This is a genomic window from Reyranella sp. (genome assembly GCF_052439685.1).
Taxonomy (GTDB): Bacteria; Pseudomonadota; Alphaproteobacteria; order Reyranellales; family Reyranellaceae; genus Reyranella.
On record NZ_JBQVQG010000026.1, the window covers coordinates 1 to 12,725 of the forward strand.

Here is a 12,725-nt window from a genome sequence, read left to right on the forward strand (position 1 = left end):
GCACCGGCCAGCGCACTTGCGCCGCCGGTCGCGAGTGCCCCGCCTGCGGCGGCAAGCCCACCGGCCGCCAGCCCCGTCCCGACCGCCGCGCCGGCCCCCAGCTGGGGTCCGCCCGAGACGATGCCGTTGGCGATGCCGGGCCCGAAGATGCCGAGGCCCAGCAGGGCCAGGGAGGCCAGCACCAGCGCCATGGCATCCTCGATGGAGGGCTGGGCACCGGTGCCCGAGGTGAACTGAGAGAAGAGCGTCGAGCCGATCCCGACGATGACCGCCAGCACCAGCACCTTCACGCCGGAGGACACGACGTTGCCCAGCACCCGCTCGGCCAGAAAGGCCGTCTTGCTGAACAGTCCGAAGGGAATCAGCACGAAACCGGCGAGCGTCGTCAGCTTGAACTCGATCAGGGTGATGAAGAGCTGAACGGCAAGAATGAAGAAGGCGAGCAGCACCACGATCCAGGCGAACAACAGCACCACGATCTGGATGAAGTTCTCGAAGAAGCTGATGTAGCCCATCAGTCCCGAAATCGACTCCAGAAGGGGCCGCCCGGCATCCAGGCCGACCTGGGCAACCCGCCCCGGTCGAAGAAAATCCGCCGCCGACAGGCCAGTGCCGGAGGCCTTCAGGCCCAGGCCGGCGAAGCTCTCGAAGACGATGCGGGCGAGGCTGTTCCAGTTACCGATGAGATAGGCGAAGACGCCGATGAACAGGGTCTTCTTGACGAGCCGGGCGACGACATCCTCGTCCTGGCCCCAGGCCCAGAACAGCGCGGCCAGCGTCAGGTCGATCGCGACCAGGGTGGCTGCCAGGAAGCCCACTTCGCTTCCCAGCAACCCGAAGCCGCTGTCGATGTAGCTGGTAAAGACTTCGAGGAACCGGTCGATAACGCCTGTGCCGCCCATCGGCCTTCACTCCGCTCCTCTTGCCCACGCGGCGGCGGGCTTATTCATGGAACATGCGGACGGTGGACGGCTGATAGCCGGTGTTGGACGCGAGGAAGCGGCGAAGCTGTTCCCTCGCCTGGTCCTGGGCGGCCACCCGCGCGGCCGCCTCGAGGCTCTGGGCCCTCCCCTGCGCAGCGACCGTCGCTGTGAGATCGGCAAGCTGCTGTGCCTGAAGGGCGACGAGCTGGTTACCGGCCTGCGCCGCCTCCAGTGCCCCTGCAGCGCCCTGGCTGGCATCGACGAGCGCGGACAGTTCTGAACGGTTGGTGTCGAGGTTGCCGACAACGGTTGCCTGGATGCGCAGCGCATCCTGCAGGCCTGCAACGGAATTCTGCCAACGGGTCTGCGCATTGGCGATCAGCGATTGGGCCGACTGATTCGCCGACGCCGGCGCATAGGTCGTTGAGAAGGCCCGATCGATCTGCTGGACATCGTAGGCAATGTTCTGGGCCTGGCTGAGCAGTTGACGGGTCCGCCCGATAGACTGCTGAAGCTGTTGTAGCGAAGAGTACGGCAGGCTCGCGAGATGGCGCGCCTGGTTGATCAGCATCTGCGCTTCGTTCTGCAGCGACAGAATCTGGTTGTTGACCTGCTCGAGCGTGCGCGCCGCCGTCAGCAGGTTCTGCGAATAATTGGTGGGATCGAACACGTGCATCTGCGCCGAAGCCGGGAGCGCACCGCCGGAGAGAGCGAGGATGGCCGCGAGCGCGACACCACAACGACGGATCGAGATCATGATGGTTCTCCTGTGTTGACGTCGGGGATGAGATCGGCAGCCCACGGCATGCCGCGCGCCTCAAGCCAGCCGGCCAGGAAAGCCTCACGGCCGTGCTCGGCGAGAATCCGCTCGATCAGGGTCTGGTCGGACTTCGACGAAGCCGCCGTGAGGGCAAGCGTGACCTCGCCGAGGCCGAGCTCGAACAGGCGATCGCCGCGGCGGGACTGGCAGTAGTAGTCACGCTTGGGCGTCGCCCGGGCGAGAATCTCGATCTGACGGTCATTGAGGCCGAAGCGGCGATAGATCTCGGTGATCTGCGGCTCGATCGCCCGCTCGTTCGGCAGGAAGAGACGGGTGGGACAGCTCTCGATGATGGCCGGCGCGATGGCAGAGCCGTCGATGTCCGAGAGCGACTGGGTCGCGAAGACGACGGAGGCATTCTTCTTGCGCAAGGTCTTCAGCCATTCGCGCAGCTGGCCGGCAAAGCTCTCGTCGTCCAAGGCGAGCCAGCCCTCGTCGACGATCAGAAGGGTCGGGCGGCCGTCGAGACGCGCCTCGATCCGATGGAAGAGATAGGCGAGCACGGCAGCCGCGGCGCCGCTGCCGATCAGCCCCTCGGTCTCGAAGACCTGCACCGACGTACTGCCGAGCCGTTCGGCCTCCGCGTCCAGCAGACGGCCATAAGCCCCTCCCAGGCAATAAGGCTGGAGGGCCCGCTTGAGGGCGGCCGACTGCAACAGGACCGAAAGGCCCGTCAGGGTGCGCTCTTCCAGCGGCGCGGAGGCGAGTGACCCGAGGGCTGACCACACATGGTCCTTCACCTCGGGCGTGAGGACGATCTTCTCGCGGGCCAGGAGAGCTGCAATCCAGTCTGTCGCCCAGCTCCGCTCCGCCACATCGTCGATTCCCGCCAGCGGCTGGAGCGCGACGGGCTCCCTCTCCTCTTCGCCGAGCGCGCTTCCGAGGTCGTGCCAATCCCCACCCATGGCGAGCGCAGCGGCGCGGATGGAACCGCCGAAGTCGAAGGCGAACACCTGCGCCTTGCCGTAGCGCCGGAACTGCAAAGCCATGAGAGCCAGCAGCACGGACTTGCCCGAGCCCGTCGGGCCGACGACGAGCGTATGGCCGACATCTCCGACATGAAGGGAGAACCGGAACGGCGTCGCCCCCTCGGTCCTGCCGAAGAACAGCGGGGGCGCACCGAAATGCTCGTCGGTCGGCGGCCCCGCCCAGACCGCCGACAGCGGGATCATGTGCGCGAGATTGAGCGTCGAGACTGGCGGCTGGCGCACGTTGGCGTAGGCATGCCCGGGAAGGGAGCCCAGCCATGCATCGACGGCATTGATCTTCTCCACCATGCAGGTGAAGTCGCGGCCCTGGATCACCTTCTCGACCAGACGAAGCCGCTCGTCGGCGACTCGCGGATCCTCGTCCCATACCGTGACGGTCACCGTGCAGTAGGCCGCGCCGACCGCGTCCGAACCGAGTTCCTGCAACGCCACATCGGCGTCGATCGCCTTGTTGTGCGCATCGGTGTCGACGAGCGTCGACGCCTCGTTGGTCATCACCTCCTTGAGGATGGCCGCGATGGACTTCCTCTTGGCGAACCACTGACGGCGGATGCGCGTCAGAAGCCGGGTAGCGTCGGTCTTGTCGAGCAGGATCGCCCGCGTCGACCAGCGGTAGGCGAAGGCCAGGCGATTGAGTTCGTCGAGCAGTCCGGGCGTGGTGGTTCCCGGGAAGCCGACGATCGTGAGCACCCGCAGGTGGCAGTCGCCGAGCTTCGGCTCCAAGCCACCCGTCAAGGGTTGATCGGCCAGCAGCCCGTCCAGATACATGGGTACCTCCGGCACGCGCACGCGCTGGCGCCGGGTGGAGATGCAGGAATGCAAATAGGTCAGCGTCTCAGCATCGTCGAGCCAGTGGCACTCGGGCATGAAACCTTCGAGGAGCTGCAGCACCCTGTCGGTGCGATCGGTGAACCCGGCCAGGATCTCACGAGCGTCCGCTCCTGCGGAGCGGTTGCGGCCTTCATAGAGAAAGCGCTCGACGCCGCCAGACTCCCAGGCCGGCGGCAGATAGAGAAAGGTCAGGTAATAGGCCGACTCGTAGTGCGTGCCCTGCTCTTCGAACGCGGCCTTGCGCTCGGCATCGACCAGCGCCGAAGCCGCGTCCGGAAGCCTGCTCTCCGGGTAGATGCTGGCAGGCAACCGCTGGGCCTCGACGAAGAGCGCCCAGCCCGATCCAAGACGACGCAGGACGTTGTTCAATCGCCCCGCGACGCCGACGAGTTCCGCCGGCACCGCGGAATCGAGATCGGGGCCACGGAAACGCGCGGTCCGCTGGAACGAGCCGTCCTTGTTCAGGACGACGCCGGGAGCGACGAGCGCCGCCCATGGGAGGAAATCGGCGAGGCATGTGGCGGAGTTCCGGTATTCGGCGAGATTCATCATGACAGCCCCCTCAGACGCCGAGCCGGCCCGGGATGCGCAGGTGGCGGCGCACCACCTCGACAAAGAGCGGATCGCGCTTGGCGGCCCAAACGGCCAGGCCATGGCCGAGCAGCCAGATCAGCAGGCCCGCGACCCACAGGCGCAGCCCTAGGCTGATGGCGGCCGCTAGCGTGCCGTTGAGGATCGCGATCGAGCGCGGTGCCCCGCCCAGCAGGATCGGCTCGGTCAAGGCGCGGTGGAGCGGCACCACGAAGCCGGGAACGGGTTCGGTCATCACACGAGGACCCCGCCGCCGAACGAGAAGAACGAGAGGAAGAAGCTTGAAGCGGCAAAGGCGATCGAGATTCCGAATACGATCTGGATCAGGCGCCGGAAGCCACCGGAGCTGTCGCCGAACGCCAGGGTGAGGCCGGTGACGATGATAATGATCACCGCGACGATCTTGGCCACCGGACCCTCGACGGATTGCAGGACCTGCTGAAGCGGCTGCTCCCAGGGCATGCTGGAGCCCGCCGCATGAGCAGTCGACGAGAGGACGAGCAGCGCCGCAGACAAGCTTGCGGCCGCCGAAACAGCGTGTCGTATCGCGAGGCGCGTCATTGAGATTCTCCTGCAGCTGAGAGTGCGTAGTCCGAGGTGGCGTCGAGACCGTCGACGCGGGCGAGTTCTGTCAGCCGACGTGCGTCGCCGCGGCCCGACAGCACGGCGATGAGGTCGATGGTTTCGGCGATCAGGGCGCGCGGCACCGTGACGACCGCTTCCTGGATGAGCTGCTCGAGGCGCCGCAACGACCCGATCGCCGAGCCGGCGTGAATGGTGCCGATGCCGCCGGGATGGCCTGTGCCCCAGGCCTTCAGGAGGTCGAGGGCTTCGGCGCCCCGCACCTCGCCGATCGGGATGCGGTCGGGCCGCAGCCGCAAGGACGAGCGGACCAGTTCGGACAACGACGCCACGCCATCCTTGGTGCGCAAGGCCACGAGGTTGGCGGCACGGCATTGCAGTTCGCGGGTGTCCTCAATCAGGACCACCCGGTCATCCGTCTTGGCCACCTCGGCCAGGAGCGCATTGGCGAGCGTCGTCTTGCCGGTCGAGGTGCCGCCGGCCACCAGGATGTTGCGGCGATCCGCAACAGCCTGCCGAAGCACGCCGGCTTCGCCTATCGTCATGATCCCTGCCCCGGCGTAATCGTCGAGGGTGAAGACGGCGACCGCGGGCTTTCGGATCGCGAAGGTGGGCCCCGCGACGACGGGCGGCAGCAGCCCCTCGAACCGCTCACCCGTCTCGGGCAGCTCGGCCGATACCCTCGGGCTGGCCGGATGGACTTCGGCGCCGACATGGTGGGCGACCAGCCGCACGATGCGCTCGCCCTCGGCCGCTGCCAGTCTCTCCTGCGTCTCGACCAGGCCGGTCGACAGCCGATCGATCCAGAGTCGACCATCGGGATTGAGCATCACCTCGACGACCGACGGGTCCTCGAGCCAATTCGCGATGGCGGGTCCGAGCGCCGTGCGCAGCATGCGAGCGCCGCGCGAGATAACTTCTGCCTGGAAGGAATGAACCGTCATCGTTACCCCGGGATGCAGGACCGCAAGCAGCGGTCACCAAACGGGGTCAATTAGAAGAAGCAGCAACGTACCGTGCGCAACAACAACGGAGGGATCGTAGTGCTCAGGCGTAGAAAGGCGTGTGAATGGGCGGGACCACTCAGACAGGCTCCGAAGACGGGCCACTCTCCGTGCCCTCTCCTGGCTCGATGTCCTGTGAAATCTCCTCCGAGAGCGTCCGGCCCTTCGCCAGGCGCCGGCCCAAAGCATCGACAAAGCCTTCGTACCGCTCGCGACCCTTCGCTTGCGCGGCCTGTTGTGCGCCGTCAGGCAACGAGGGCGTGGTGGTCAGCCAGAATCGCACGAACAGCGCCAGCGCCTCGCTCGAGATGGTGACATCGCGTTCGAGACGCTCGACCTGTCGAACGAGCCTGTCCAGCCGACGCCCGAGCGCTCCTTCGAGTCTTTCGGAAGCATCCGGTGACAGGAACGAGGCGAGTGCGGTCTCGACGATATGGGCCTGCGGCACACGTTTGCGCGACGCATAGTCGGCAAGCTTCAGCCCCAGATCGGGCGGCAGACGAAACGTATGCTTGGTGCGCATCTATCCACTCACAGGTCGATGCCGTCGCCAGGATCCATCGTGGCTTGGCGGGCGAGCCCCCGAGCCGTCGCGCGCAAACGGCGGGCTCGCACCGCGTCTTCATCGGCCTCATCCTCGGCGAACTCGAACTCGGGTGCAGGGGTGACCGGCTCGGGGGCGATGTCTTCATGCTCGGCAAGCTCCGGCTCCCGACGAATACCGCCATTGGGATCGTCGACGGGCTGCCCTTCCTGAACACCGCCGGTCACCTCTCCGCGTGTCTCCTGAACCGCCATACCAGCCTTGGCACTCCAATCATCCAGTGTGACGCCGGAATCACCCCGCCTTTCGGGCTCTTGCGATGGCAGCAGACGTTCCGTGAGCTGTCGGTCCTCGTAGTAACGCGCCTTCTTTGCCCGGATGGGCGGGCACCCGGAAACCAGGACCAACTCGTCGCTCGCCGGCAGCTGCATGACCTCGCCGGGCGTCAGCAACGGCCGTGCGGTCTCCTGCCGAGAAACCATGAGATGGCCGAGCCATGGGCTCAGCCGGTGCCCGGCATAGTTTCTCGCATCGCGAATCTCCGTCGCCGTGCCAAGCGCGTCCGAGACGCGCTTCGCGGTGCGCTCATCGTTGGTGGCGAAGCACACGCGCACATGGCAGTTGTCGAGGATGGCGTTGTTGGGACCGTAGGCTTTCTCGATCTGATTGAGGGATTGGGCGATGAGAAAGCTCTTGAGTCCATAGCCCGCCATGAACGCGAGCGCCGATTCGAAGAAATCCAGGCGCCCCAGGGCAGGAAACTCGTCGAGCATGAGAAGCAGCCTGTGCCGCCGCCCCTTGGCGTGAAGCTCTTCGGTCAGCCGGCGGCCGATCTGGTTCAATACGAGGCGCACCAGCGGCTTGGTCCGGCTGATGTCGGAGGGCGGCACAACGAGGTAGAGGGTCGTCGGCCGTTCGTTCTCGACGAGATCGCGGATGCGCCAGTCGCAGCGACGCGTTACCTGCGCAACTACAGGGTCCCGGTACAGGCCTAGGAAGGACATGGCGGTCGAGAGCACGCCCGAGCGCTCGTTCTCGCTCTTGTTCAGCAGCTCCCGGGCGGCTGACGCGATGACCGGATGGACACCCGCCTCGCCGAGGTGCGCCGTCGTCATCATTGCGCGGAGCGTCGACTCGATCGGCTGCCTGGGGTCTGACAGGAAAGCCGCCACCCCGGCCAGCGTCTTGTCCTCACCGGCGTACAGGACATGCAGGATGGCGCCAACCAGCAGGGCGTGACTGGTCTTTTCCCAATGGTTCCGTCGCTCCAGGGCGCCTTCGGGATCGACCAGCACATCGGCAATGTTCTGGACGTCGCGGACTTCCCACTCCCCTCGACGAACCTCCAGCAGCGGATTGTAGGCGGCCGACGCCGCGTTGGTCGGATCGAACAGCAGCACGCGGCCATGCCGCGACCGGAAACCCGAGGTCAGCTCCCAGTTCTCGCCCTTGATGTCGTGAACGATCGAGCTGCCCGGCCAGGTCAGCAAGGTCGGCACGACCAGGCCGACGCCCTTACCGCTGCGTGTCGGCGCAAAGCAAAGGACGTGTTCCGGTCCTTCATGCCGCAGGTAGTCGGCGCCGAGCTTGCCCAACACCACGCCGTCCGGGCCGATTAATCCCGCGCGGCGTGCTTCGCCTGCTGTCGCCCAACGTGCCGATCCGTAGGTCGCCACGTTCTTTGCCTCGCGCGCGCGCCAGACCGACATGCCGATCGCGACGCCGATCGAGATGAAGCCGCCCGAGGCCGCGATGCAGGCGCCCTCCACGAAGATCGCGGGTGCATAGGCATCGAAGGCATACCACCACCAGAAGAAGGTCGGAGGAAAATAGATCGGGACCTGGGCGAGTTCGAACCATGGCGGGCCAAGCTGAGACTGATAACCCAGCCGCCAGGCCGTCCATTGTGTGGATGCCCATACCGTTACGAGCACGATTGCGAAAACGAGGGTGATCTGCCCCCACAGGATCTTCGTCGCGGACATGACGAGGACAACAAGCGGTCGCTTGCCATCCGTTCAATGCCGACGACGCGCAGAGCGCTCATGCGGCGGCCCTGGCGTGCAATTTGGTGAGTGCTGTGAACCGGTCTGCCACTCTCTTCCTCATCGAGTTACAGCCCCAGTCCGCGACGTCGTCCAAGCGACCAGCTGACATCGCCGCCGGGCAAGGCCACCCCTGACACCAGGCGGCCGACATGCTGTTCGAGCGCGGGCCGCCAGGGAACCAGGCTAAAGCCGAGCCCGTCGTCGATCATGGCGAACCGTCCACTCGAAAGCTGCGTGGAGCCGACCAGCGTCCCGGCAACGTGGTTCCCCGGAATGGCAGGCTGCCATTCCCGCCCCCGTTCGGCGGCGAGCGCGCGGCCGACGCGCTGGATGTCACGAGCCTCAAGCCGCTGCACCACGTCGCGAGAAATCCGGATCCGTCCGTCGCCGACGTCCGTGGCATACCCCTTGTCAGCCAGCCATCGCCGACGGTTGGCCAGCGCGGCGGTCACGTCCCGGCCGAATCCGTCTTCGGCCAGAACGGTGCGCTGCCGAGACGCCAGCTCTCGGTCGAGCCACGTCGCGCCATCATGAACGACCTGCTTCTCTAGCCCCGTCGCCGAGAGCACGGTCACTCGACCGGACGCGCCGGCCCGTGCGAGGTCATAGGCCTGCCCCCGCTCGGCCAGGTCGGCGGGAATGCGCCAGTGGTCCGCGTCGATCCGCTCGACATGGCCGGCCCGTCGCAGCGCCTCCAGGCGCCGGACATGGGATCGGACGTAGGCCGCGGGATCTCCGCCCAGACGCTCGACGGTGCCGACAGCCTGCTCCAAGTGCGCGGCAGGCCGATAGATCCCCTCCTCTCCAGCAATTGCCAGGATATTGCGATCCGATGCGCGCGGTCCCGCCTCTGCGGCACCCGCGGTCACGATCATGCCCCGCTGAATATTCTCTACTCCGGCAGGATCCATCTCTAAATGATGGACATGGCCGTCCACGCCGTCGACGACCAGCCTCACCCGCTCGCCTATCTCGTCGCCTGCCAGCCCCTTGTCGAGTACCCGGCCGACGATCAGTGCGGTTATCTCCTCACGATGAAGGACATAACCCGCGACAGAGCGGGCGTGAGCCAACCCTTCACGGTCCAGTGCCCGATGCATGGTCTTGATGATGTCGCCGCGCTCCCCCAGATCTCGCAGGACGGGTTCGGCCCCGGGCAGTACCGTCCATTGTCCCGGTTCAACCTCGGTGGCCAGGCCCATGCGCCCCAGCTTGCGCGCCCGCCGGATCAGCAGCGCCCGATTCTGCCGCAGGCTCTCGAGCATGTCCCGATCGGGCCTGAGGTCGGCGAACTCGGTGCGGCTCCGCTGCTCGGCGAGCAGCATGCGATCGAGGCGCGTGAACCGATCTGCATCGACCTCCCGCTCCAGGCCACGGGACACCTCCTGCTCGGTCTGGCGGCCAAGTTCTCGGGTCACGACCTCGCTTGCCCGTTCCCGGATGCCATGAGCGATGTAGTCGCCAGCGATGTTAAGAGTCTTGGCATCGTCGGTCACACCCCGGACGATAATATGAGTGTGAGGGTGGCCAGTGTTGTGGTGATCAACCGCGATCCAGTCGAGCCGGGTGCCAAGGTCGGCCTCCATCTGCTTCATGAGATCACGGGTGGTTGCGCGATGATCAGAGAGCTCGACACCCTCCTCGGACGACACGATGAAGCGGAACTGGTGGCGGTCTTCCCGGCCCCGTTCCACGAACGCAGCACCATCCTCAACATCCTGGCTGGCCGAGTAGACTTGGCCTTTTTCTCCGTCCTTGGTCACACCGTCGCGCTGCAGATACCGCAGATGGGCATCAACGGCCTTGGCGCTGACAAACTGTCGTCCTCTGGCAGCGCCTCGCTGCGGATTGAGCTTCACAACTCGAGCCTTGACCGCGACCCGCCTTGAGCGTGTGCGAATGGCGCCGTCTCGGCTCCATGGCTTACGATTCTTCAGCACCGCGGCCGCCGAAGCGCCGCGCCCCCGCTCGTTAAAGCGGCCCCCTCCCTTCCCGGCGTTGCCCAAGCGGGAGGGGTTCCCGCCCGCCCGTCGAATAGCCTGCTGAATCTGCCCGTTGAAGCTGGTCCCCCGCCCGCCCCCTCCACCGACGCGGTGCTTTCCAACTCGCGCGCCGCCCCGATCCCGAACCCTGCCGGGCCGAAGGCGGAAATCATCATCATCAAGTGCCATGGTTTAACGATTGGCAGCGGCACGAAGGCCTGCAAGCGCCGGAACACACGCATCGCCGTGTAGCGTAGCAAAGAGATCTCCCGCGTAGCGTCGGGAGGCTGCCCCCCGAAGCGATGGCGCCTGCGGCATTGAAAACAAAGCGGAAAGTGCCTCAACCGCCATATCGACGTGGCCAAGAGCCGGCGCCGCGTCCTCGAAAAACAACGTGCAGACAAGCCTTCCGGAGCCCGGCGACGGCTGCGGGGTCACCCGCTTTATCTTGCCGTCCAGATCATGGCGCCTTCGTTCGACGACCCGCGCAGGCCCGTTTGCACGAACGACTGAACGCATACGATTGTAGGGCGCTTCGCATTACGGCAGCCGCTTTGCGTCCTCACGACGGACAAACAGTCCGCCAGTTTGTGGTGCCAGCTCAGATACGCCGGTAACGGAACGGCTATTCGACGCCCGGTCTGGCGACACTTCTGATGGTAACGACCTGGCTGCAGGACTGCGCTGATCACGCGCCGCAAACAGCGGCGACTCCTGCCACGATAAGGTACGGCGACTGACGGCAACCATGCCACCGGGCTGCCCTTCTCCGATCAGCGGTGCGAGCATGGCGACATAGAGCTGGGTCTCGGCCGGTAGCTCGCGGCCCGTCGCAAGGTACTCGTCATAGCGCGCGGGACCTGCATTGTAGGCGGCCAGAAAACCTGGCGAGCCATAGCGGGCGTGCATCTCGCGCAAGTACGCTGCTCCGGCAAGGATGTTGTCGCGTGGCTCATACGGGTCAGCACCGAGCCCGTGGCGGGTACTCAATTCAGCCCATGTATCGGGCATGATCTGCATCAGTCCCATGGCGCCTTGCGGCGAAAGGGCCAGTGCGTCGCCGCTGCTTTCCACCGCCATCACCGTGCTGATCCAGGATGCCGGCAGCCCAAATCGCTGCGCAGCTTCGCGGATGAAGACCGCATAGGGATCGACGGAGGATATGCTCCTCGACGGCACGGTAACGACAGGTTCGGCACATGCCGTTCTGCCGAGTCCGGCCGCGACCGACATCAGCAGGATCACAGCCCTCAACGCGACCGACCGGACAACGGCTTGCTGAATTCCGGCCGGGAAGGAGGAAGAGTCACGGCGCCGTGCGAACAGGAGAGCGGCTGCTTGAGGGAGAGAGCGCTGCATGGTCAATCCTCCTTCTCGATCCAAATCGGATGTGCGCGGCCAAGCACGGCGGATGCCGGGATCGGCCCGAAGTACCGGCCGTCCAGCGAGTCGGCCGATTGCCAGTTCATCAGGAAAAGTTCCCCCGGGCCTATGGCGCGGCAACCATGCCAAGTGGGCAGCGGTCGCCCACGTGCATCACGCTCGCGCGCCACGCCTGTCGCGACCGTATCGACCGTGACCATAAGCCCGTCCCGGCAGACGGTCTGACCGGGAAGCGCCAGGACATGCTTCAACAGAGGAATGCCGCGTGGCAGGTAGTTGCCGTCCGCGAGGAAGGTTGCGAGCGGTTCCGGCGGTATGACGGCGACCAGTTCGGAGACATACCGCTTGTCAGTGGCCTCCAGCGCGTAGAGCCCGATCGGCACACTGGCTGACGCGTTCCACAAAAGTATCCGAGGCGGCTCCACGACAATCGACAGCGCCACGGCGCCAATGGCTCCCAAGGCCGTCAGCAGGACGCACACGCGGCGCATCACGGCTCCAGTCTCTGCCGCAGCAGCCAGGCCTTGTGGCGTGCCATCGTGTAGGGCCTCAGCGCTTCCCCGACCGCAAGACGGCTGTGAACGTGGCGCCAATAGTCCGGTGCCGCGTCGCAGGGATCGACGCCCAGGGCTTCGACGATGTCGATCATCTGCAACACATGCTTGACCTTCGGCCAGCCAGAAGCCCGCAACAGGATGTCGGCACCCGGCCGGACGAATGGGATGGTCGCGTGGGCTTCGCTCGAGCGCACGGCGCGCAGGATGTCGATGCGGGAGGCGATCGTTCCGTAGTCGTTGCCAGCCCAACGGACGAATCCGAAGACACTGCCGGGCGTAAAAGAGAGGACCCGCCGTCGTCGATCGTGGATCCGTTCGTCTGCCGGCCGGCCGAAGCGTATCCATCGCTCGATATGCTTCTCGAGCCACAGCAGTTCGACATGCGTGAGATCGGTCATGCGCGGCCTCGTAGCCGGATCGAACCCACGCCCTTTGGCCTTTCCCTTCCCAGCAAGGCAGCTATCCCCAGCG

At 65.8% G+C, this 12,725-nt stretch carries 12 protein-coding genes; all 12 read right to left on the reverse strand.

Annotated elements, in window-relative coordinates; genetic code table 11:
• Window positions 1–902: P-type conjugative transfer protein TrbL (gene trbL, locus ACT6UX_RS24255; RefSeq protein ID WP_444777727.1), on the reverse strand; the 902-nt coding region annotated here is incomplete at its 3' end.
• 40 nt (window positions 903–942) lie between these two features.
• Window positions 943–1,680, reverse strand: coding sequence for a P-type conjugative transfer protein TrbJ (gene trbJ, locus ACT6UX_RS24260; RefSeq protein ID WP_444777728.1), 738 nt, complete (start codon window positions 1,678–1,680; stop codon window positions 943–945).
• The gene (gene trbE / locus ACT6UX_RS24265) at window positions 1,677–4,115 is read right to left on the reverse strand and encodes a conjugal transfer protein TrbE (protein ID WP_444777729.1); all 2,439 of its coding nucleotides are present in this window, start codon (window positions 4,113–4,115) and stop codon (window positions 1,677–1,679) included. Before trbE ends, trbJ begins: the two co-directional genes overlap by 4 nt.
• Window positions 4,116–4,125: 10 nt before the next feature.
• On the reverse strand, window positions 4,126–4,389 hold the full coding sequence (locus tag ACT6UX_RS24270) for a VirB3 family type IV secretion system protein (RefSeq protein WP_422034434.1): 264 nt from the start codon (window positions 4,387–4,389) through the stop codon (window positions 4,126–4,128).
• Window positions 4,389–4,715, reverse strand: a complete 327-nt coding sequence (locus tag ACT6UX_RS24275) for a TrbC/VirB2 family protein (protein ID WP_324505417.1) — start codon at window positions 4,713–4,715, stop codon at window positions 4,389–4,391. The genes ACT6UX_RS24270 and ACT6UX_RS24275 overlap by 1 nt, the downstream gene beginning before the upstream one ends.
• On the reverse strand, window positions 4,712–5,680 hold the full coding sequence (trbB, locus tag ACT6UX_RS24280) for a P-type conjugative transfer ATPase TrbB (protein ID WP_444777730.1): 969 nt from the start codon (window positions 5,678–5,680) through the stop codon (window positions 4,712–4,714). The genes ACT6UX_RS24275 and trbB overlap by 4 nt, the downstream gene beginning before the upstream one ends.
• 139 nt (window positions 5,681–5,819) lie before the next feature.
• Complete coding sequence (locus tag ACT6UX_RS24285) at window positions 5,820–6,263, reverse strand: CopG family transcriptional regulator (RefSeq protein ID WP_444777731.1); 444 nt, start codon at window positions 6,261–6,263, stop codon at window positions 5,820–5,822.
• 8 nt (window positions 6,264–6,271) lie between these two features.
• Window positions 6,272–8,269, reverse strand: coding sequence for a conjugal transfer protein TraG (locus tag ACT6UX_RS24290; RefSeq protein ID WP_444777732.1), 1,998 nt, complete (start codon window positions 8,267–8,269; stop codon window positions 6,272–6,274).
• A 128-nt stretch (window positions 8,270–8,397) separates the two neighbouring features.
• Window positions 8,398–10,191: a DUF3363 domain-containing protein gene (locus ACT6UX_RS24295; RefSeq protein ID WP_444777733.1), complete on the reverse strand. Its 1,794-nt coding sequence runs from the start codon at window positions 10,189–10,191 to the stop codon at window positions 8,398–8,400.
• Window positions 10,192–10,854: 663 nt separating this feature from the next.
• Window positions 10,855–11,673, reverse strand: a complete 819-nt coding sequence (locus tag ACT6UX_RS24300) for a lytic transglycosylase domain-containing protein (protein ID WP_444777734.1) — start codon at window positions 11,671–11,673, stop codon at window positions 10,855–10,857.
• Between the two features lie 2 nt (window positions 11,674–11,675).
• Window positions 11,676–12,188, reverse strand: coding sequence for a S26 family signal peptidase (locus ACT6UX_RS24305; protein WP_444777782.1), 513 nt, complete (start codon window positions 12,186–12,188; stop codon window positions 11,676–11,678).
• The gene (locus tag ACT6UX_RS24310) at window positions 12,188–12,652 is read right to left on the reverse strand and encodes a DUF2840 domain-containing protein (RefSeq protein WP_444777735.1); all 465 of its coding nucleotides are present in this window, start codon (window positions 12,650–12,652) and stop codon (window positions 12,188–12,190) included. The genes ACT6UX_RS24305 and ACT6UX_RS24310 overlap by 1 nt, the downstream gene beginning before the upstream one ends.
• Window positions 12,653–12,725 lie beyond the last annotated feature (73 nt).

Excerpts from the sequence above, each read along its gene's own strand:
- ACT6UX_RS24270 (WP_422034434.1), bottom strand. The coding sequence starts at position 4,389 with ATGACCGAACCCGTTCCCGGCTTCGTGGTGCCGCTCCACCGCGCCTTG.
- ACT6UX_RS24305 (WP_444777782.1), bottom strand. The coding sequence starts at position 12,188 with ATGCGCCGCGTGTGCGTCCTGCTGACGGCCTTGGGAGCCATTGGCGCC.
- ACT6UX_RS24310 (WP_444777735.1), bottom strand. The coding sequence starts at position 12,652 with ATGACCGATCTCACGCATGTCGAACTGCTGTGGCTCGAGAAGCATATC.
- ACT6UX_RS24275 (WP_324505417.1), bottom strand. The coding sequence starts at position 4,715 with ATGACGCGCCTCGCGATACGACACGCTGTTTCGGCGGCCGCAAGCTTG.
- trbB (WP_444777730.1), bottom strand. The coding sequence starts at position 5,680 with ATGACGGTTCATTCCTTCCAGGCAGAAGTTATCTCGCGCGGCGCTCGC.
- trbE (WP_444777729.1), bottom strand. The coding sequence starts at position 4,115 with ATGATGAATCTCGCCGAATACCGGAACTCCGCCACATGCCTCGCCGAT.
- ACT6UX_RS24300 (WP_444777734.1), bottom strand. The coding sequence starts at position 11,673 with ATGCAGCGCTCTCTCCCTCAAGCAGCCGCTCTCCTGTTCGCACGGCGC.
- trbJ (WP_444777728.1), bottom strand. The coding sequence starts at position 1,680 with ATGATCTCGATCCGTCGTTGTGGTGTCGCGCTCGCGGCCATCCTCGCT.
- ACT6UX_RS24285 (WP_444777731.1), bottom strand. The coding sequence starts at position 6,263 with ATGCGCACCAAGCATACGTTTCGTCTGCCGCCCGATCTGGGGCTGAAG.
- ACT6UX_RS24290 (WP_444777732.1), bottom strand. The coding sequence starts at position 8,269 with ATGTCCGCGACGAAGATCCTGTGGGGGCAGATCACCCTCGTTTTCGCA.